The following is a 21,127-nucleotide window of genomic DNA, read 5'->3' on the forward strand; positions in this document are numbered from 1 at the left end:
GGACCTTAGACAAGTCCGACCCTCCCAGTTCAAGGGCACTTTTCTCATGTAAACGATCAAGTTCTCCGAAACTCACCGCGAAAGCTCGAGGCTAGCAGTTCGGCGACGGAGTTTGGGTCGTTGAGGGAGGCGTGTGCGGCGGGAGAGCGGGCCAGTAGCACAGCGACCTGGTCATCTGCCTCCATCTCGCGTAAGGCGTCTAGCAGTTCGGCGACGGAGTTTGGGTCGTTGAGGGAGGCGTGTGCGGCGGGAGAGCGGGCCAGTAGCACAGCGACCTGGTCGTCTACCTTCATCTCGCGTAGAACGCCCAGCAACTCGGTAATGAAGAACGCGTTGTCGAGAGGGACATGTGCGACGGCTCGTTGGCTCAGCACGATGACTTGTTCATCGGCTCCATTCCGGTCTAGGGCCTCTAGCAGTTCGGCGACGGAGTCTGGGTCGTTGAGGGAGACACGCGTGGCAGGGGAGCGGGCCAGCAGCATGGTGGCCTGTTCGTCGGCTTTCGTTCGGCGTAGGGCCCCTAGCAGTTCAGCGACGGCATAAGGGTTGTCGAGGGAGGCGTGTGTGGCGGGGGAGCGGGCCAGCAGCACAGCGACCTGGTCGTGGGCTCCTGCCTGGCGTAGGGCATCCAGCAGTATGGCGACGGAGAGTGGGTCGTTGAGGGAGGCGTGTGTGGCGGGGGAGCGGGCCAGCAGCACAGCGACCTGGTCGTGGGCTCCTGCCTGGCGTAGGGCATCCAGCAGTTCGGCGACGGCATAGGGGTCATTGAGGAAAACGTGCGCGGCGGCTCGCTGGGCTAGCGCGGTGACCTGCTCGTCGGCCCCCGCTCGGCGTAGAGCGCCCACCAACATGGCGACGGAGGCAGGGGCATTGAGACAGGTGCGCGCGACTGTCCATGCGGCAGGGCGATGGTCGGCAGGGTGCACGTTACGCAAAATGCCAACCAGCCGAAGAGCGGCATACCCATCGTTGGGAACAGCGCGTTTGTAAAGTCGAGCGGCCTCGAGTAACAGGCTTCGCTCCTCGGCCGCATTGCCCAAAGTAGTCAGATCTCCGGAGTGAGCATATGTGGCTACCGCGTCCCAGAACTCTCCAGGTGGGAGCGAGTCGTGGCGATGGCGGCGACCATGCTGATCTAGGTAGTCGGCCAGCCGATACAGCGGCCCGCCTGCTGCTGCGTCTCCCCGGCTGGCGGCCGGGGGAGCGCCAAGACCGGTGTGGGGGCGGCCGCGGCGGGGACGCAGCCGGGTTACCGGCCCCAGCACGCCCTTGCACGGGGCGGCGGTGTAGGCCAGCGCCTGCTCCAGCCAGTCCTCGCCTGCGAGGTTCCACTCGGTGTCGCTCAAATAGCCCGGGGCGGCGGTCTCCAGCAGCGCATGCGGCAGGCCCAGGCGATGACCTAGGCGGCGGGCGTCCATCGCCACCTCGATCACCGCCCGTGCCACCGGTGGGGCGTTGCGGTAGCGGGCCAGCAGCTCGGCCACCCCGGCCAGATACTGGGTGACCTCCCCGTCGGAGGCGTTGGCCAATGCCTTGCCCAACCGCGGATCAACAGCCGCAGCCTGGCGTAGCGCCTCCTGGGAGGCACCGATGAACCCGGACTCCACAGGGATGTCGCCACCAGTCAGCAGGAGGCGGGCCTGAGCATGTCGATCTGGAGCCCCTGCCGTACGGGTGAGGTCGTCCCAGTACTGCGGCCACAGCGTGCCCAGCACCAGCACCGGCGCCCGTCCCGGATCGGCCAACAAGGTACGCAGCGCGGCCGCGACGCGCTCGCCGAGGTCACCGGGGACATCCAGCAGATACAACTGGAGCTCGTTCAGCCACACCACGGTGCGCGGCCCCACTCGCTTCAAATCGGCCAGCGCGGCCTCGGGCCGGGTCGGGTCGAACGGGTGCCACAGCCGCCACTCGCCCTGTTCACGCAGCGCGGCCAGGGCTTCCCAGCAGGCGCGGGTCTTGCCGGTGGAGGAAGTACCGACCAGCACCGCCATCGCACTGACCCCACCTGCGGCCCGGGCCACCACGCGGGCCAGGTGCTCGTCATGAGCGCGGGGTACGTACGGCGGCAGCACCGGTAACGTCTCAGTGCCCGGCACGTCGACCTCGATGGGACGATGCACCTCCAGCAGGAACGGGTCGGCCACCTGCTCCAACGGCCGTCCCGGCTCCGCATCCGCCGATGCGGCGGGCGCCAAGGTGCGTTGCGCGTCACGGTCGGTACGCAGCCGCTGATCCCACACCACGCCGGTAGAAGGCTTCTCCCCCGCCCAGCCGGCCAGCACCTCGCCGACCGCGACGAGCTGATCCAGGTCGCGCGGCAGAGCGGCGCCGGTCGCCCAGGAGCTCATCGTAGTCTCCGGCACCTGAGCGGCCTTCGCCAACTGCTTTTGCGTGATCGTGCGGCCGTCGGCGGCGGCGCGGTGAGCGGCCTGCTCCCACAACCGGGCCAGCTCGGCCAGCACCACCGACCGGGCGTACTTCCCCGTGAGCGGACGAAACGGGCCGGTCACCCCTGCTCCCTTTGCTACGGCTCGCTACGGCGCGATCCGGCCCGCACGAATCCGGACCACTCCCTGGCCAGGAGCGTAACCACCACGCCACGATCCGGATCCGGAAACCGTCGGATTCATCCGGCGCAAGGGTGCCAATGGGACATGTTCGGGTCGCCCGGCCCGGGCGCCACTCCCCCGGGAAAGGACCCTTCCGGTGAAGCTTTCCGCCACCACCCGCCGTACCGCCCGCCGCCTCCGCCAGACCGTGGTGTTCGCCGCCGCGCGCGGCGCCGCCACCGCCGCCGGCTCGGCCCTGGTCGGCCTGATCGTCTGGTGGTTCACCCAGCACTGACCGCCAGAGCCCGGCCTCCGGGCCGTCCCTCCTCCGGGACGGACGCCGGGCGTCGGGTCTCGGCGTCGGCGGGTGCGTGCCGGGGCGTGGTGGTTCCCGTCGGGCCGCTCCGGTCCTCGATCACAAGGATTCTGGGTTGCGATAACATGCCTTATCGCAACCCAGAATCCATGATCGGCCAACTCTGCGGAGGACCGGTGCTCGTTCCCCTCACCCCCGAACCGGACCCCGGGCCGGAACCTGGTCCGGATCCGCTCGCCGGGACCGTGCTGCCCGCCCGGCCTCCCGGCGGGTACGCCGCGCCCGTCGCGGCCGCCGTCCCGGACGAGAGCCCCGGAGGCGACGTCGAGCGGGCGCTATCGCCTGCGGCGCGGGCCCGGGTCGCCGACGGGTTCGCCGCCACCACCGGCCGCGCCTACGCCCGCGACTGGAGCGCCTTCACCGCCTGGTGCGCCACGCACGGGCGCACGCCGCTGCTGGCCACCGCCGAGACGCTGGCCGAGTACGTCACCCACCTGTCCGCCACCCCGACCCGCAAGGGCACGCTGCCCGCGCCGTCGACCGTGGAGCGGGCGCTGGCCTGCATCCAGTCCCGGCACAAGCTCGCCGGAACCACCGCCGACGCCCGCCCGGCCCGGCTGGCCTTGCGCGCCTACCGCCGCCAGTGCGCCGACGCCGGCCAGCGCGCCCGCAAGGCGCCCCCGGCCGAACTCGAGGCGCTGCGCACGATGCTGGACGCCACCGCGCCCGGCACCCTAGCCGGGCTGCGGGATCGCGCCGCCCTGGTGCTGGGGTTCGCGCTGATGGGCCGCCGCAGCGAGCTGGCCGCGCTGAATATCGGCGACGTCGCGCTCACCGGCGACGGGCTGGAGGTGTTCATCGGCCGGTCCAAGACCGACCAGGACGCGCTCGGTGAGACCGTGCCGCTGCCGTACGGGTCGCACGCCGAGACCTGCCCGGTGCGGGTGGTGCAGGCGTGGATCGCCGCGCTGGCCGAGCGCGGCGTGGTCGCGGGGCCGTTGCTGCGCGGCGTCGACCGGCACGGCCGTCTGACCGGAGCACAAGGTGCGGCGGGCAAGGCGGTGGTACGGATGAGCGGGCACGGGCTGAACCTGCTGGTGCGCCGCGCCGCCGTGCGGGCCGGGCTGCCCGGCGCTGAGACGTTCAGTGCGCACTCGCTGCGCGCCGGCGGCGCCACTGCGGCGGCCAAGGCCGGGGCGCCGGTGTCGGCGATCGCCCGGCACGGACGGTGGTCGGAGAAGTCTCCGGTGGTGCACGGCTACATCCGCACCGCCGACAAATGGCGCGACAACCCGATGCGCGGCGTGGGCCTGTGACCCCGTCGGAACTTCCGAGGGCCGCTGCCGACCGGTAGGCCTAACCCGTGACTGATCACGAACCGCGACCGTGATCAGTCACGGAGCTCGTGATCAGTCACGGAGCTACTTGGCAGCTGAGGACACGTTCAGGAGAAGGCCCCCTCCTTGGAGGGCTACTCGCTTGAAGACCACCATTCCGGCTGGAAACCAGGGAGCTCGTCCGGGGATCCCCATTCCAACTGATAGTCGGGATGGTCGAGGTACCGTGTGGCGAGCCCCAACAAGGTCAGCAGGTCTTCAGGAGTTCGATCGCTGCTGGAGATGCGGTCGACGATCCCTCGTCTGGCCTTGACGTCGCCGAGCATGTCAGCAGCTATCCGCTTGAGGCGTCGAGATGGACTTCGCCATTTCTGTTCGTCTTCATCAATACGGGCACGTAGGAAATCGATCAAGGTGTCCGTAACGTCTCTGATGTTCATGATGACATCATTCCTGGTGCACCCCATCCTGACAGCCGGCCTCCGAGTCCCTGCCCTCATTCGCCCGTGTCATCTCGCCGGGCGGCGCGAACGGGTTCAGCACCAGGCAGCCGCGAGTGTGCGATGTGCTGGGTCTCGGTTTCATCTCACTCCCGATGCGAGACGCGGACGAGCGTCTCGTCGCTGGTGGCTTCGGTACGGCGCACGATGGAGGCTGAGTGCAGAAAATAGTGGTAGAGGGTTGATCTTGATATCGAGGTGATGAGGGCTTGAGGAGGTGGCCGAGGTGGTCCAGGTACGCCACTCGTGGCGGCAGATGACGGAGGCCTTCCACGTGTGCGTCTCACATGAACGGTCGGCGTCGGCACCCGCCGCAGGGCTCATTGTCGATCGTTACGGGGATGGGGGAGACCGGTGGGTCTCCCCCAGGCGTCGTCGTCTCACCGGATGACCTGCGCCCGCCTTCCTAGACTGCTCAGGGACGCGTCGTGATGTTTTACTTCACGGGTTTGCCCTTCCGGTTGGTTATGCCTGCCTGATAAAGAGCGTTCTGTTGTTTCTGGTCGAGGTCCTTCCAGGTTCGCACGTGGCCGTGCCACAGATCGCCGCCCTGCTTGGACGGGTTGAAGGAGACAAACTGCCCCGTGCTCGGATCGTAGGCCACCCTGTTTTGGGTCGTCACGCCAATGGACATCTCAAGTGCGTATTGAGGGGACGTCGGCAACTTGCCGATGCGGCCCTTGGAGTTCGGGGTGTGTTTGTCATACGCGAAGTCGAACTTGAGGCCATACCCAGGCTTGCTGAAGCGCATTAGCTTTATGAAGGCGGACCCACCCGTCACCAGCCCTCTGCTGCTCTCGAAGGTGACGTTATGCTCTCCTGCCACCTCGGTGTGGGCCATGACCACCTGGGTGTACCAGGCGCTTCCGCAGGCCGTGACACCGATGTGCTGGCACACATTCATGGCGAGGGCGAGCTCTTGTTGGACCATCCACCAGGCGGGCATCTTCTTCTTGTTGTACAGGTATTTATCGTAGAGCTCGTCCCATTCCTTTTTGAACTTGTCCATGTCGGCATCCCTGGGGAGGACGACCGCTCCTGAGACGCCCAGCGTGCGCTCTTTCCTGATCTGCTCAGGGCTCTTCTTGGCCCACTGTTTGCCGGACCAGTAATGGTCGACGAAGAAGAGTCGGCACTCTTTGCTCGCCCAGTCCTTCGCACACGGGGCGGGGGCGGGCGGCCCGGTGTCGGGATCTAGGGAGAAAACGCCCCCCGCGGCCAGGGGGACCTTTCCGGTCAGGCTCGCCCAGAAGAAGTCGAGCTGGTCGTAGGACGCCGACGGGTCGTATCCCAGCATGAACGCGGTCTGTGCCCCGACGCTGGCTTCCCAGAAGTCCTTCGGCGCCGGCCTGCCGGTCGGCGTGACGCCCAGCCGCTTGGCTTCCTTGTTCGGGAAGAGCGGGAGGGTCCAACCCAGCCCGTCCATTTCTACATTGATCCGACCACCGGGGGTGGTGGGCTCTGGATCGTAGCCCGAGATGATTTGGATCGACCCGAACTGCGGCACGCCGGAATCCAGGTAGGCGTTATGTGTGACGACCGCGCCGGTTGATATGTCGCGCGAGGCATGGCCGGTGGGGTCGATATTGGTCAGCGGGGCGGCGTTGGCATAGGTGTAGCGGTTGGCTCGGACGGACGGGTCAGGGGTGAGGGTGGCGGTGTCGCGAGAGGTGAAGGCGCCGGTGCCAGGCTGATACCAGCGGGCACTCATGTTGACCTTGCCGGTGTCGGCGTCGGTGTACTCACCCTGGTAGCCCAGCGCGCGGGTGGCGCCGGTACGGTGAGTGACCTGGCCGAACGGGTCGAAGGCCGCCGAGTCGACCAGCGCGGTGCCGGAGAAGGTGCCCACCAGGTCGCCGTGCAGGTCGGTCATCGTGGCCAGGGCGGTGGTGCCGCCCTCCTGCAGACCCAGTAGACCCCCGAAGGGGTCGCGGCCGTACTTGGCCTGGACGGCTCCGGCGCCGTCGGTGACGACGGCGATGTCGTTGGTCAGGCCGGAGTAGACGTAGCGCTGCTGGTCGACTCCCTTGGTGCGGGAGGTGGTCCGGCCCAGGGCGTCGTAGCCGTAGGTGACGTCGCCGTCGGTGATGAGCCGGTCGAAGGCGTCGAAGGCCAGGTTGCGGGCCACGCCCGCCTTGGTCTCGGTCGCCGTCGTGCCGCGCGGGGTGTAGGTGTAGTCGGTGCCGTCGCCGGAGGTCAGCCGGTTGCGTTCGTCGTAGGTGTAGGTCTTGGACCCGGCACCGGTGCGGTTGCCGGCGTCGTCCCAGGTGTAGGCGGTGGTGCCGCCGGGGGCGGTCCAAGAGGTTAGGCGTCCGGAACGGTCGTAGGCATAGGTGTGGGCACCGGCGCCCGCGGTGCCGACGGTGGTCTTGGAGGTGAGGCTGTCGTCCTTGTTCCACCCGTAGGCGATCTTCGCGATCTGGGTGCCGGAGCTGTTCTTCACCGTGTGGGTGGCGACGCGGTCGACGGCGTCGTAGGTGTAGGTCTGGCTGCCGACGGGGCCGGCGGAGGTCTGGCTGGTGAGGCGGTCGGCGTTGTCGTAGCCGTAGGTCCAGGTGCGGCCGGTGACCGGGTCGCCGGCGGTGGCCAGCCGGCCGGCGTTGTCGTAGGTGTAGTTCGCGGTGCCGGTCGGGTCGACGCGCTGGGTGGGGTTGCCCAGGTTGTCGTAGGCGTAGGTGGCGATCTGGGTGCCGGCCTTGGAGATCTTGGTTAGTAGGCTGCGGTCGTTGTATTCCAGGGTGTAGTCGCCGATCGCGGTGGTCCGGCCGGCCTGGTCGTAGGTGAGATCGCGGTCGGGGGTGGTGACCGAGGCGCCGGTGCCGGTCTGCTTGGTGACCCGGTTCAGCTGGTCATAGGTGCGGTTGATCTGCACCCCGCCCGGCTGCAGGCTGGCCACCGGGTTACCGGCGGCGTCGTAGACGGTGGTCCAGGTGCGGTCTGCCGCGTTGGGGTGGGCGGTGGTGGACGGCTCGATCACCGACTCGGCTAGGCCGAGATTGTTGTAGGTGGTCCAGGTAGCATTGCCGCGGCCGTCGGTGAGGCGGGTGGGGGCGCCGTTGGCGTCGTAGCCGAACGTGGTGGTGATCGTCTTGGTGGCGGTGACCGGCTCGATCAGCGAGGTCACCCGGTCCAGGGCGTCGAAGGTCCGGGTAGTGAGGTAGCCCTCGCCGGAGGTGGTGCTGGTCGGGTTGCCCGCCAGGTCGTACCCTAGGCCGAGCGTGCGGACGGTCGCTCCGGTGCTATTCAGGTTCTTAACCGAGGTCTTGCGTCCAGCCAGGTCGTATTCGGCCTCGGTGGCGTTGCCGAGCGGGTCGGTGACCTTGGCCTGGCGGCCCTGGAAGTCGTAGCCGACGGCGATGGTGTGGTTGAGCGGGTCGGTGGTCGCGGTGACCTCTCCGGCGGCGTTGACTGCGAAGGTCGTGGTCTTATTGCCCGGTTCCACGGCCTTGGCGAGGTAACCTGCGTTGTCGTAGGTCAACGTCGTGGTGAGTGCTGTGGTGGTGGGAACGCGTTCGATCTGCGTCTGGGTGATCTTCCGGCCCAGGTCGTCGTAGGTGGCCTCGGCGCGGGCGCCGGACGGGTTGACGACCGCGAGTTGCTCACCCAGCAGGTCGTATTCCGTCACCCATACGCCGCCGGGCCCGGAGGGAGCGGGGTCGGTCACCTTGACCGGGCGTCCCAGGGCGTCGTACTGCGTGGTGGTGACGTATCCGCGCTGGTCGGTGGTCTGGGTCCTGCGCCCGGCCGCGTCGTAGACGAAGCCGACCGTCGGGGTGACCGCGGATCCGCCCGGCGGGGTGTAGGCGGGGGCGGTGGTCGAGATCAGACGGCTTGCCTTGTCGAACCCCCAGGTGACGGTCCGGCCTTCAGCGTCGGTGACCTGAGTGCGCTGGCCCGCGGTGTCGTAGCCGTACTTCTCTGTAGGCCTAGCGTTGACGGCGGTGACGCCGTTCTTCTCGATTGTCACCTGCGGCGCCTTGGTCTCCACCAGTTGCCCGGCGACGTCGTAGCGCAGCGTGGTGGTGAAGTCGGCCGCCGTGGCGCCGGAGGCGTTGCCCCGAGGGTCGACGGTGAGGGTCAGCAGGCCCCGGTCGTCGTAGGCGTTGGTGGTCACCAGGTCGACGGTGCCGTTCTCCACCGTTTCCCGGGTCACCTGGCCCAGCGTGTTGTACTGGTAGTCGGTGCTCTCCACGCGGGTGCTGCCCGCGCCGGTGAAGGCCGTGCGGGTGACGTTGCCGACCGCGTCGTAGGTGAAGGCGGTCTTGCGGTTGAGTGTGGCCGGGGCCAGTGTGGTGGAGGTCAGGCGCCCTGCAGCGTCGTAGACGTAGTCGCTGGCCGCCTTGCCGTCGCCGGTGATCCGCTGGATGAGGTTGCCCGCTGGGTCGTACTCGTCGGCCTGCAGAGTCACGTTGTCTGGGGTGGTCAAACCGTTGAGTCGGGCGTCGTCGGCGACGATCTCCGACAGTTGGTTGTCCTGCCAGTAGGTGTAGGTTTTTTTGCGGCCCATCGCGTCGATCTGCCCGGCCAGACGACCGCCGGGGTCGTAGGAGAACGACTCCAGCACCACGTCGGCGGCGGTGGTCGGGCTGACCGGGCTGCCCGTCCAGTTCTTCAGCGTCCTGGACGCGGGCTCACCGCGCTTGGTGTAGGCGAACGTCGTCACCGTGCCCAGCGGGTCGGTCGCCGACGCCTGCAGGCCGGTGACGTCCCAGGTGGAGCTGTTCACACCGCCCTCGGGGTCGGTGACGGTCGCCACCCGGCCGTGCGTGTCGTAGGTGTAGGTGTAGGTGCGTGTCGGATCGCCGCCGGTCAGGTCACTGAGGGACTCGGTGAGCTTGAAGCCGTCGGAGTCGTAGGTGTGGTGTGGGTGACGTTGGTGACCTCGTTCTCCACTCCCGGTGCGGTCTGGGTGAGCACCCGGCCGAGGTTGTCATAGGTGAAGGCCGTGGTGACCCCGGAAGGGTGCGCGGCCGACGCCTCGGTGCGGGAGGTGATCCGGCCCACCGCGTCCCGGATGGAAGTGACGACCAGTCCGGCGGGCGTGGTCTGTTCAGCGATGTCTCCGGCCGCGTTGTAGCGGTAGGTCGTCTCCTCGTTCTTGGCGTTCTTCTGCGACTTCAGCAGTCCGGCCGGGGTGGTGCCGCCACCGACCGCAGGCTCGGTGCCGTCGGTATAGGTGTAGTTTTCGGAACGGCCCGATGGGAAGTCTGGAGTGGCCGGGGTGGTGACCTTGGACACCTCGCCGTAGGTGGTGTACTCGGTCGTGGTGCGGTAGGTGTTGTCAGTCTCCGATGCCGACCGGCCGTCCCGGTTGGCGATCACCCGGTCATTGCGCGGATCGAAGGGGTCGGAGGTGTTCAGGTAGTACTTCCAGAACTCGATCGCGCACTCGCTCGGGGCCCGGCAGTACTTGCGGGCGATCAGGTTGCCGCGCTCGTCGTAGTAGACGTCGTTGGCGATGTCATTGCGGTCAATGATCTTCGACAGCGAGCCCGTCAGGTTGTACTCGTACCAGGTAGTGCGGTCCAGCTGGTCGGTCTCGCCCAGGAGGCGGTAACCGCGTTCAGAGTCGTAGAGGTACTTCAATGTCTCGTTCTTCGGGTCGGTGACGACGACCTCGGCTGCGCTGGAGTACGGGTCGAAGGTCTTGACGCCGAGCTGCCAGGTGCCGCCGTTGCGATCGGTATGCGTCTTGAGCCGGTCGGTGGCCGCGTCGTAGGTGTTGGACGCCCACACCCGCCCCGACGGCAACGTCACGGTGGTCAGCTTGTTCGGCACCTGCAGCCTGGCGCCGTAGTGGCGGGCCACCTCGGCCGCGGTCAGCGGCTTGTCGTACAGCGCGACCTCGTCGATCACTCCCTTGAACGGGAACGCCGCCCGCGGCGTGGGCACCGCCGGAGAGACGGCCGGGTCGGCCACGCCGTTGCCGACCGTGGCGCTGGTGCGCCAGGCGGGCAGGGTGCCGGTGACGGTGCCGACCTGCACCCCGTCGAGGTAGAGGGTCTGAGCGGTGCCGGCGGCGGTCAGCACCACGTGGTGCCAGGCGTCGTCGTTGACCGTCCCGGTCGTGGTGATCGGGGCGGCGACGGCCGACAGGGAGCCGCGCAGTTTGCCGTCGGTGCCCACATACAGCATCGGCCCCCACGGGATCCCGCCGGTCTCCTGGGTGCCGGCCGCGACCAGCACACCGGACTGGCCGGTCTTGAACCAGGTCTCCACCGAGACCTGGTCGCCCAGCTGGCCGACGACGTTGGCCGGCAGCTTCAGCGACGAGCCGGTGGTGAACTCCACCGCCGTGTCGGTGCTCCCGGCCAGCGCACCCGGCTTGCCGTGGGTGACGCCCTGGTAGGTGGCCTCCCCGGCGGTGCCGAGGTCGGCCGCGGTGGTGCCGGAGGCCTCGCCCAGGCGCCAGTAGCCGTAGGGGTCGGCGTCCAGCACATCGCTGCGATAGCGCGAGCCGCTGCCGTAGCCGTAGGTGGTGCAGTTCGGCGCGGCGACCGGGGCGCACACCCCGGTCAGCTTGTCGCCGTCGTAGAAGTAGGTCCAGGTGATCGGGGTGCCGCCGACCAGATCGCTGAACACCGACGTCACATGGTCGCCGGTCCAGGTGAACGACAGCGACCGGCCGCCGGGAGCGGTGGCCGTGGTGAGTTTGCCGCCGGTGCCGTAGGTGAGGGTCTGGGCACGGCCCCGGGCGTCGGTAACCGACGTCAACCGCCCCTGGGCGTCGAACAGGTAAGTGACAGCCGACTTGTCCATCAGCTTCCAGCCGCCGCCGGTGACGTCGGCCAGGGTGGCGAACATGCCCGGTGGCGGCTGATAGGAGCCGCCGGTCTTGGCGAAGCGCACCTGACGGCCGTCGGGGTAGGTGATCAACGCCGACACAGCCGAGCCGCGGGTCTCCTGCACCAGCTTCATGTCCCAGCGGGTCGACCAGCCCGCGCCGAAGATGCCGTCGGTGCGCGGGTCCAGGCTGTTGTAGGTACGCACCACCGACAACGGCGGACCCGCGCTGGGCACGGTCAGGTCGGTGAAGGTGGTGGTGTAGTTACCGGCCAGCTGGTTGAACTCCCGGCCTTCCACCTCGGAGGTGGCCAGCTGCGAGGTGAGCACCGGCTGGCGCACCCCGGTGACGAAGGTGCGGCTCTCCACCGTCGAGGCGGAGTTGGAGGTGTCGGTGATGGTGGCCTGCCACCAGTACTGTTTGCCCCAGGCCAGCTTGTTCGCCGGGACCGCCCAGGTACTCACCCCGACGGCCAGAGTGCCCGAGGAGGTGCAGCCGGTGCCGGTCATCGCCGGTACGTCGCAGACCTTGAAGGCGTAGCGCAGCGGCCCGGTGCCGGTGGTGATCTTCCCTTGCGCCCGCAGGGTCGGAGTGAGGGAGTCGACCAGCATCTCGTCGCGGGGGAAGGCGGCCAGCAGTTGCGGTTCCCCGGCCAGCAGCGCCGCGACCGGCTGCCCACCCGGAGCGTCCGCCTTCGCGCTCCCCTTGCCCAGCAGTTCCCTGAGTCGTTCCCTGCCTTCCTTGCCGGTGAAGCGCTTGTCGACCGGCACCGCGTTCTTGGGCGGCTCGGCATCGGCCTTCCAGCCCGTGCCGTCCGCCGTGGTGGTCGTCGCCTCAGTCGTGACCAAAGACGGAAACCCCTTGGCCGACCCGGTCAGCTGCTTGGGAGTGACCGGCTTCGGCGCCGAAATCCGCGCCATGTCAGCTACGGCGGCGCTGGGCAGAGCAGAAATCGACAATAATCCGGGGAGGGCCGCCAAAAGTGGGACAACCCTCCATCGAGTCGAATGTGGGCGTGACAAATTTCGGCGCATACGCCGTCACCCTCCGAACTCTCACTGCGCATGCCGACGGTCCGCGTCACGGCATCCCAAAGGAACCCCTTTATAAGGATGAGGTGGGCGGTTCGGGGCATACGACTCGGTAGACGCCCAGAAGGTATACATGGACCGTTCTAGCAAACAAGATCTACATAAGTAACAAATAAAACAAACGGGACATGAGGGTGACGATGATCACTCTTTCTGCGCTTGACAAGGTTGCTTCAGTGGTTCAGTACTGTGCAAACAGGGCCTGTCATTCCGAAAGAACGACAGGCCCTGAGCCGCTATACGGCTGCTCACTGATCTTTAATTCGTGATGTTCGATGATCATGTGAATGTGGTGGGTTGCTGCGGTATGCCCAGGTCATGCGGTATGCGCAAGGCGGTGGACTGACCGCCGCCCAACGAGCAAAGCGTGAACAGGTACGGCTGCACGCGGCCGAGCTGTTCGCCCGCGGCTACACCGACACCGAAGTCGCCAAAGAACTACGGGTCACGCGGATGTCGGCCAACCGGTGGCACCGGGCCTGGACCTGCGGTGGCGGCGCGGCCATGGCTTCCAAAGGACCGGCGTCGCTGCCGCGGCTGAGTGATGCGCAGTTCGCCCGGCTGGAGGCCGCGCTGCTACGGGGGCCGGCCGCGCACGGCTGGGACGACCAGTGCTGGACGTTGTCGCGTATCCGGCGGGTGATCGGCCGGATGTTTCGCCTGACCTACTCCCTGCCGGGGGTGTGGAAGCTGCTCAAGCGGCACGGCTGGTCGTGTCAGGTGTAAGCGGACATGAGGAAGCACTGGTCGGTGGACGCCTCTGTGCGGCTGGGCGGACATAGGGGTGCTGACTGGCGGACATCGAAAATGCTGATCGATGGCCTGGTAAATCTCTCGATCAAGCTCGTGTCAGATGATCGTTCTCCCCTGTCCTGTGGCTTGAGTGGCAGATGTGGATCTGTGCCGTTCAAGCTGATGAGAGGGGGCGCGGGTGACCAAGTCCGACCAGGAGCTGATGGAGATCTTCGCAGCCTACGACCTGACCAAGTGCGTCTGGTCGGCTGCGCAGCTGGTGGGATGCCACCACAAGACCGTCCAGCGATACGTGGCGATGCGCGAGACGGGCGGCGCCTCCTCCAAGCGGACGTCACGGCCGAAATCGATCGATCCGTTTCTGGCCAAGATCGAAGAGAAGGTCGAGCGGTCGGGCGGCAAGGTCCGGGCCGATGTGGTGCACAAGGACCTGGCCGCGATGGGCTTTCGCGGCTCGGAGAGAACCACCCGGCGAGCCGTGGCAGCGATCAAGGAATCGTGGCGGGCGGGTCAGCGACGCATCTACCGGCCCTGGATCCCCGAGCCGGGGATGTGGCTGCAGTGGGACTGGGGCGAGGGGCCACGCATCGCCGGACGCCGTACCCAGCTGTTCTGCGCCTGGCTGGCCTGGTCGAAGTTCCGGGTGGTGCTGCCGGCCTGGGACCAGACGCTGGGCTCGCTGACCGCCTGTCTGGACGCGGCGCTGCGGACCATCGGTGCAGCGCCCACGTATCTGCTAACCGACAACCCGCGCACGGTCACCGTCGAGCGCATCGCCAAGATCCCGGTCCGGCACCCGCAGATGGTCGAGCTCGGCCGCCACTACGGGTGCGTGGTGCACACCTGCGAGCCGTTCGATCCCGAATCCAAGGGCGGCGTGGAGAACACCGTGAAGATCGCCAAAGCCGATCTGGTGCCCACCACCACGAACCTGCGCTCCAGCTACGGCGGCTTCGCCGAGTTGGAAGACGCCTGCGCCCGCTGGGCCGAGCAGGTCAACCACCGGCTGCATCGAGCCACTCACCGTCTTCCCGCTCACATGCTGCAAGAGGAACTCGCCCACCTGCATCCGCTGCCCGCCGAACCTTATGCGCTGGCGTTGGGCGAGGAACGCCTGGTCGCAGAGGACCGCACCGTCCGCTGGGGCGATGTCCGCTACTCGGTGCCGCCTGGGCACGAGGGACGCAAAGTCTGGTGCCGGGTGCACGGCGAGGAACTGGTCATCGTCGGCCGGCGGGCGGGTGGCGGGCCGGGCGAGCAGCAGACCGGCGGCGCCGGCCTGGCCGAACTCTGGCGTCATCAGCTGTCGACTCCGGGCCGGCCCCGCATCGTCGAGGCGCACTATCCGGACCATCCCGGCGGCAACGGGCCCCGTCAGCCCAAACCGCGGCCACAGACCAAGGCCGAGGAGCGCTTTCTGGCCATCGGACCGGGTGCCGAGGCCTGGCTGATCGAAGCCGCGGCCACCGGCGTGGCCCGCATCCGCGCCAAGATGGCCCGCGCGATCGAACTCGCCTCGCTGGTGGGCGCTGAGCGCGTTGACGCCGCGCTCGGCCTGGCCGCCATCCACGGCCGCTTCGGCGAGAGTGATCTGGCTTCCATTTGCGACCACCTGGCCCGCAGCTCAGCTGCCGGTCCGACCTCCGTGGCCGATGAAAAGCACTCAGCCCAGCCCGGCACCGCCTCCTGGGCCGCCGTCCGCGGAGCACCCCAAGGCCGCAAGAACAGGGACTGACCAGGCCGCTGACATCAACCACCATGCCGACCTCGGCGGCCTGACCACCTCACAACACTCGGAGACTACACATGAGCGTTTCGCTGCCCAAGGCGCCACCCATCCCCGCTGAACTGGAAGCTCTGTTCACCCGGATGCGCTTCCTTACGCCCGCAAAGCCGCACCCGATGTGCTGGCCACCGCCCGCGCTCAGCGCTGGGATCCCGCCGAAGTGGTGCGGGTCCTGCTCGCCGAGGAGGTCGTCGGCCGCGACCACGCCACCCGCCGCAGCCGTCGCAAGAGCGCTAACCTGCCCAACGGCAAGACCTTCGACTCCTGGAAAAGCGAGCTGTCGTCCATCCCGCAGGCCACCCAGAACGCACTGCGCACCCTGGAATGGGTCAGCCGCCGCGAGAACTGCGTGATCTCCGGCCCGTCCGGCACCGGCAAGACCCACTTCATGGAAGCCCTCTGTCATCAGGCCATCGACGCCGACCTGCGCGTGTCCTGGTTCACCCTGGAAACCCTGGCCGTCACCATCGGCCGCGCCAAGGTCGACAGCAGCATCACCCGAACCATCGCCAGGATCTGCCGCTCCGACATCATCGTGGTCGACGACATCGGCCTGCTCCCGGTCAGCCACGACACCGCCGAAGCCTTCTACCGCCTTGTGGATGCCGCCTACGAACGCCGCAGCCTCGCCGTTACCAGCAACATCCATCCCTCTGGCTTCGACACGATCATGCCCAAGACCATGGCCACCGCCACCGTCGACCGCCTCATGCACCACGCCCACATGGTCGAGACCAGCGGCGAATCCCACCGCCTGGCCGAGGCCCTGGCCGGGAAGGGAGTTGTCCCCCTGACGTGATCGGCTAATGACCCCAACCGGCACTCACGGCCGTGACCATCCCCCCATCACGGCCACCTACCGGCATTTCCACTGACCGCGAGACCGCACTGTGGTGACCGCTCACCAGCGGATCATCTTGTCCGCCCACACGGCGGGGCGCTTTCGTGCTGTCTGGGGTCGGCGCGTAGGATCACCGCCGTACCACGACCACCCCGGGATCCATGTCCGACTACACGCCCCTGACGACCTGCTCGACCTCCAGCGCGCCTTCCTGAGGGCGAATGATCGGGCGAAGGAGATCACGGACCGGCTGCCGTCCTCTGGCGTGGATGGTGCTGCAGAAGGCCGCCAGGGGCTGACCGGGCGCGCCTCGCACTGGTTCCGGTGCCTGCGCATCCGCTGGGAAGTTCGCGACGACATCCACGAGGCCTTCCTCGGCCTCGGTTGCGCCTTGTTCTTAGCCGCGCTTGTCCAACCACCAGAGGTGGAGGGACCCATTGAAGTAGGCGGAGGATGTGCCGCCCACCGGCGCCCAGTTGCCCACCACCAGCTGTCGCTGGTTCTGACGGTCGATGTAGGCGATGTTGATGCGCTGTTCTCCGGTGCCAGTGGTGCAGGTGCTAGCGCCGTAGCCGCCCCATGTGTTCACGGTGCAGCTGTCGGGGATGGCGTGGGCCGGTGCGGCGGTGGTCAGCAGCAGGCCGACGGAGAGAAAGGCGGCGGTGGAGAGGGCTGCTGCTCGTTTCCTGGATTTCACGTGCACTTCCTCCGGTTATTCTCGAAAGTCGATCGCACGAACCTTGTTTAGGAAAGCTTCTTAAACGAAAGATACTTGCCCGAAGATCGGCGTCAAGAGGTGTCTCACCGACGACACGGGGCGCCGGTAAGACTCGCCTCACCAGGGGCAATGTAGAACGGCGGTCCTGCTCACGGCGGTTCTGGCTGTCGGAAAGCAAGCTTCCCGACAGTCAGAACCAGTCGTCGGAAAATCCAGCGTGGATGTGCTCTCCGCCCACCCCGCCCGACCGGTGAGCGGACAGCAGAAAGCCCCCGCTTGCCCTGGTGCTCGATCAGGATCGCGTTGGCCGCGGCATGGGTCTCACCGCGCACATAGTTCTGATCCACGTGCGAGAGCCGGCCACGGGTCAGCGCCTCATCCCCGGCCTTGATCACCGGCGTCAATCCGACGTTGCACGCCTCGCTGATCAACAGCGTCACCAGCGATGCCGGTAGATCGATCATGCGGGTAGAGATGTCGGCCAAGTGCACGTAGGCGTCCAGGAAGCCGGTCCAGGCGTGCACCTCCAGCAGCAGTTCCGGCAGGTCGATGCGCGGCAGCATCGCCTGGCAGGCGGCCCGTAGCCACGCCAGCGACTCGCTCTCACCCAGCGCGCCGAGCTTCTCCACCGACAGCCGGGCTCGTCAGCCCCCGGCGGGGGTCACCACCGAGACCAGCGCGTCCTCGCCCGCCTCCTCCAGCCGGGCGGCCATCTGCTTCCAGGCCGCGTCCAGGGCCAGGACCTTGCCGTTCAGGTGCTCCGCGACCGGGTCGGTGAGCGACAGGGAGGCCAGCACATCCTCGGCGATCGCCTCCCACTGCGCCCCGGCCAGCAGGTGCGCGCGCGGGTCGGCCCAGCGCAGCGACGGCGAGGCGAACACATCCCGGACCGTCAGGGCCTGCATCAGGTGCTCCAGCACGCACACGACGTACGCGTCACGATCCACCGCCCCCTGCGGCAAGTCCGGGTTGGCATACACGGCCCGCTTCCACGACGCGGTCACCAGCGTCGCGTCGATCTCCTTAGGCAGCAGTGGCTTCTTGCTCACCTGCCGCCGCGACAGCTCCGGCAGCCGGCGCACCGCGGCCAGTACGCGCCGCCCGCCCGGTGCCGCCGCCAGCGCCTTGGACTCGCCCAGCAGCCGCAGAAACGGGCGCACCGTGTGGTACTTCTCCACCAGCGCGGCCCGCATCGCCGCCTCGGCCGCACCGTCCTCCTCGGGGACAAGTTCCTCCACCACCTCCAGCGCGGCACGGACCTGCTCCTTGCTGCTGCCGGCGATCTCGGCCACTGCGGTCCACATCGCCGCCGGGTCCAGGTCCACGCCCTCCTGGTCGACCAGCACACGCCCGGCCTTGGCCACCAGCTTGGAGGCCCGCTCCAGCCGGGGCAGCATCCGCAGCCGCTCCTCGGCGGACTTGCGACGGGCCGGGCTGATCAACCGGGTGGCCATCAGCAACGCGAACAGATCCAGCGCGTCGTCGATTCCTCGACTTCACCGCCGCTACAAAAACCTCAGCAACGAGAGAGAAGCTTCACCGATTCCAAGATCTCCTCAACCACCAGAATGGCGTGCTCTACGCGGAGAACGCCCTGGTCCTGGGACTGGATGACCAGGAGAGACACTCGGGAATTCATAGGTTATTCCTCACCCCTGTGGAGTTCCGGGCCGTCATGGGTGGCCAGTACCAGCACCGGGCATGGCCGAAGCGCTGTCGTAGCCACTTCAGGTAGGCGGGGATCGCCGGGGGCTGCTCGTTTCGCGTCCACGGTACGCAGAGGACCATGACGGCGATCATGCCTTAGCTTCGCGGAGCTGGACATTGCGCGGTGTGGTCGCCGGGGGCCATGGCACCGGCCAGACCATCGTGCGGCCTTTCGGCCCTCCTGCCTCTGGCTGTCGACGCCGCGTCTGACGGGCGAATCGATGCGCCCTGACCTGCGGCGATACCGGTCGGTAACGGTTTCATTGGTCCCGTCCGGGCTCTGCGGCGCCGGGCGCGGGGCGCGCCCGCGGCTGTCCGATCTCGGCTCGCAGCTCCCCCACCTCGGCCTGCAGGGCGTTGTGGCGGGCCTTGAGGTCTTCCCGCTGGCTGCGTAGTTCGGTGAGCAGGGCCTGGTCGGCCTCGTGCAGTGTCTGCATCCGGACCAGCTCGGTGGCGCGGGCCTCGGCCTGCTGCCGGGCGGCCTCCAGCTCGGCGCGCAGGCGCTGGGTCTGCTCGTCGTGGTGCTGGCGCACGCGTTCGAGGGTGGCGTGGGTGGCCAGGGCCTCCTCGCGCGCTGTGGTGGCGTCGGCGGTGGCGGTGGCCACTTGTAGCGCCAGGGCCGCGGCCCGGTCGCTGTGCTTGGTCAGCTGGGTTCGCAGCTGAGCGTTGGTGCGCTGTGTGGCCTGGAGCTGGCGGTCGCGTTCGGCGAGTTCGTCGTCCAGTGCCGTGCGGGCGGCCTGCAGCTCGTGGTTTTCGGTGCGCAGCGCGTGCAGTTGGTTGGCCTGGTCGGTGGTCACAGCTTCGGCGAGCTCGGTGGCCTTCTTGGCGTCGCCGAGCTTTTCGCCGAGTTCGAGCACTTCGGCGCGGGTCTTTTCGCCGATGCGTTCCAGGTCGGCGCGGGCGTTGTTCTCACGTTCCTCGGCCAGTCGCTGGGCCTGTTCGGCTTCGCGCATCCGCCGCTCGGCACTGATGCGGGCACGATCGGCGGCCGCGGCCTGCTCGCGGGCGATCACGGCGTCCGCGCGGTCCTCGGCGGCCTCAGTCTCGGCGGCGCCGATCCGGGCCAGCGCGCCGGTCTCGGCCAGGTCGACCTTTTCGGCGAAGCGGTCGACGAGCGTGCGCAGTGCCTCCTGGAGCGGACGTGCTTCGGCCAGGATCGCGCCGGACTCGGTCACCGCGGCGGTCACCGCGGCGTTCTGCTCTTTGCGCCGAGCGCGGGAGGCGGCGGTTTTACAGGCGTCGCTGCAGTATTGGCGGGGCCGACGGCCGGTGGAGCGCGGCAGCGGCTGGCCGTCCCAGGCGCATCGGCCGTGCGGGGCCGCCGCATCGGTGATGGGCGACGGGAGCGGTTCGGCTGCCACGCCCGGGCCGCCGGTGGTGCGGCCGGTGGTGCGGCCGGTGGTGCCGGGCGGGTCGTCGTCGAGCGGTGCCTGCGGGTCGGCCGGGTGACCCGGTTCCGGGCGGAGGCCGAAATCGGTGTTGTTCGGGTCATTCGCAGGTCGGGTCGGTACATCGTCAGCCACCCAAACATTCTACCAAAACGTGTCTTCATGGCACGATAAAAAATCGAAGCGTTACGTTATGAAATCTCGACAGTGCACGTCTATTCGCGAGAACAATTATTCCACGGACATGATCTTGTATCCTGAGGCCATGTCAGAGATCGTCCCGGCCGAGCAACTCCCTGTTCTCCCGCCGCCCCCGAGGTCAGAAAATCCGTACTGGACGTACCTCTCCTCGCTCGACAGTGAGGAGTCCCAGCGGACCATGCGCTTCTGCCTGGAACGCCTCGCCCGAATCCTCGGCTACCCCAACGGCGAATCCGTCCCCTGGGGCATGCTCCGCTTCCAGCACACCGCCGCCCTGCGCGCCGAACTGGCCAAGCAGGTCTCCATCGATCGGGACGGCACAGCCGCGCCCTGGTCGCCGTCCACAATCAACAAGCATCTGGTCGCACTGCGCAAAGTCCTGGAAGCCGCGTGGATGCTGGGGCAGATGACCGCCGAGGAGTTCCACCGTGCCAAGGCCGTCAAGAGCGCCAAGGGCGGACGCCGCGCCAAGGCAGGACGGAACATCGCTGAGGAAGAGGTGGTCGCCATGCTGACGGTGTGCCTCACCGCCGGCGACCTCATCGGCCTTCGCGACGCCGCGGTGATCGCCCTCTTGCAGAGCACAGGCGTCCGGCGCGAAGAGCTTTCCAACGCCCGGCGCTCCGACTACGACCCCGGCGAACGGTCCTTGCGTATCACCGGTAAGGGCAACACCTCGCGCGAGGTCTACATCCATGAGGTCGCCGCCCGCTACCTGGGGCGTTGGCTGGCCATCACCGAGGACATCCGGGGGCCACTCTTCGCGCCGGTCAACCGATGGGGACAGGCCGTCCACCGGCCGATGACACCGGACGCCGTAGCCAAGATGATCAACCGTCGCCGCCTGCAAGCCGGTCTTCCCCGCCTGTCGCCGCATGACTTCCGGCGGACCTTCGCTGGGGCCCTGCTCGACGACGGCGTTGACCTGGCACGCGTACAACAGCTCATGGGCCACCTCTCTCCGACGACCACCGCTGACTATGACCGGCGGCCAGGGCGTCAGCGCAAGGCGGCCGTCGAGGGACTGGCCAAGCGTCTTCCCCGCCCCGAGGACCTGTAACGGTTGTCCGCGAAGATCAGCCGCCAACGCCTCGGGATCTGTTCGTCCACTGGAAGAGCGGCTCCCCGGGGAAAGGGGGCATCCCAGGGTGGC

The 21,127-nt window shown here is 67.9% G+C and carries 13 protein-coding genes and 1 pseudogene; 6 read left to right on the top strand and 8 right to left on the bottom strand.

The features are described from left to right. Window positions 1-56: 56 nt before the first annotated feature. Window positions 57-2,513, bottom strand: a complete 2,457-nt coding sequence (locus AB0395_RS42455) for a hypothetical protein (protein ID WP_366292181.1) — start codon at window positions 2,511-2,513, stop codon at window positions 57-59. A gap of 196 nt (window positions 2,514-2,709) precedes the next feature. On the opposite strand from AB0395_RS42455, the gene AB0395_RS42460 reads away from it, so the two are divergent. Together AB0395_RS42460 and AB0395_RS42465 are read left to right on the top strand one after the other, a co-directional pair. After that, entirely contained in the window at window positions 2,710-2,847 is a 138-nt protein-coding gene (locus AB0395_RS42460) for a hypothetical protein (protein WP_366292184.1), read from the top strand. Between the two features lie 197 nt (window positions 2,848-3,044). Then, complete coding sequence (locus AB0395_RS42465; protein ID WP_366292187.1) at window positions 3,045-4,184, top strand: tyrosine-type recombinase/integrase; 1,140 nt, start codon at window positions 3,045-3,047, stop codon at window positions 4,182-4,184. 155 nt (window positions 4,185-4,339) lie between these two features. Here the strand turns inward: AB0395_RS42465 and AB0395_RS42470 are convergent, their stop codons facing one another. From AB0395_RS42470 to AB0395_RS42480, 3 genes are all read right to left on the bottom strand, one after another. Continuing rightward, complete coding sequence (locus AB0395_RS42470) at window positions 4,340-4,645, bottom strand: DUF6221 family protein (protein WP_366292189.1); 306 nt, start codon at window positions 4,643-4,645, stop codon at window positions 4,340-4,342. A 496-nt stretch (window positions 4,646-5,141) separates the two neighbouring features. After that, entirely contained in the window at window positions 5,142-9,518 is a 4,377-nt protein-coding gene (locus AB0395_RS42475) for an RHS repeat-associated core domain-containing protein (RefSeq protein WP_366292231.1), read from the bottom strand. Continuing rightward, window positions 9,515-12,337, bottom strand: a complete 2,823-nt coding sequence (locus tag AB0395_RS42480; RefSeq protein ID WP_366292192.1) for a LamG-like jellyroll fold domain-containing protein — start codon at window positions 12,335-12,337, stop codon at window positions 9,515-9,517. Before AB0395_RS42480 ends, AB0395_RS42475 begins: the two co-directional genes overlap by 4 nt. A gap of 561 nt (window positions 12,338-12,898) precedes the next feature. Here AB0395_RS42480 and AB0395_RS42485 point away from each other — a divergent pair. From AB0395_RS42485 to istB, 3 genes are all read left to right on the top strand, one after another. Next, a complete protein-coding gene (locus AB0395_RS42485; protein WP_366292195.1) occupies window positions 12,899-13,306 on the top strand; it encodes a winged helix-turn-helix domain-containing protein in 408 nt (135 codons plus the stop codon). Between the two features lie 205 nt (window positions 13,307-13,511). Beyond that, complete coding sequence (istA, locus tag AB0395_RS42490) at window positions 13,512-15,068, top strand: IS21 family transposase (RefSeq protein WP_366292197.1); 1,557 nt, start codon at window positions 13,512-13,514, stop codon at window positions 15,066-15,068. A 169-nt stretch (window positions 15,069-15,237) separates the two neighbouring features. Next, entirely contained in the window at window positions 15,238-15,918 is a 681-nt protein-coding gene (gene istB, locus AB0395_RS42495) for an IS21-like element helper ATPase IstB (RefSeq protein ID WP_366292200.1), read from the top strand. Window positions 15,919-16,129: 211 nt separating this feature from the next. Here the strand turns inward: istB and AB0395_RS42500 are convergent, their stop codons facing one another. The 4 genes and pseudogenes from AB0395_RS42500 to AB0395_RS42515 all read right to left on the bottom strand — a co-directional run bounded on the left by AB0395_RS42500 (window position 16,130) and on the right by AB0395_RS42515 (window position 19,908). Next, window positions 16,130-16,324, bottom strand: coding sequence for a hypothetical protein (locus AB0395_RS42500; protein WP_366292203.1), 195 nt, complete (start codon window positions 16,322-16,324; stop codon window positions 16,130-16,132). 33 nt (window positions 16,325-16,357) lie between these two features. Next, the gene (locus AB0395_RS42505) at window positions 16,358-16,657 is read right to left on the bottom strand and encodes a hypothetical protein (protein ID WP_366292206.1); all 300 of its coding nucleotides are present in this window, start codon (window positions 16,655-16,657) and stop codon (window positions 16,358-16,360) included. 296 nt (window positions 16,658-16,953) lie between these two features. Next, window positions 16,954-18,165: pseudogene (locus AB0395_RS42510) on the bottom strand (Tn3 family transposase); the annotation flags it as partial. 480 nt (window positions 18,166-18,645) lie between these two features. Further along, window positions 18,646-19,908 (bottom strand): hypothetical protein, encoded by a 1,263-nt coding sequence (locus AB0395_RS42515; RefSeq protein ID WP_366292209.1) that lies wholly within the window; start codon window positions 19,906-19,908, stop codon window positions 18,646-18,648. A 130-nt stretch (window positions 19,909-20,038) separates the two neighbouring features. On the opposite strand from AB0395_RS42515, the gene AB0395_RS42520 reads away from it, so the two are divergent. Then, window positions 20,039-21,034 (top strand): tyrosine-type recombinase/integrase, encoded by a 996-nt coding sequence (locus AB0395_RS42520; protein ID WP_366292211.1) that lies wholly within the window; start codon window positions 20,039-20,041, stop codon window positions 21,032-21,034. The last annotated feature ends 93 nt before the right edge of the window (window positions 21,035-21,127 follow it).

The sequence above is a fragment of the Streptosporangium sp. NPDC051023 genome (genome assembly GCF_040689595.1).
GTDB lineage: Bacteria > Actinomycetota > Actinomycetes > Streptosporangiales > Streptosporangiaceae > Streptosporangium.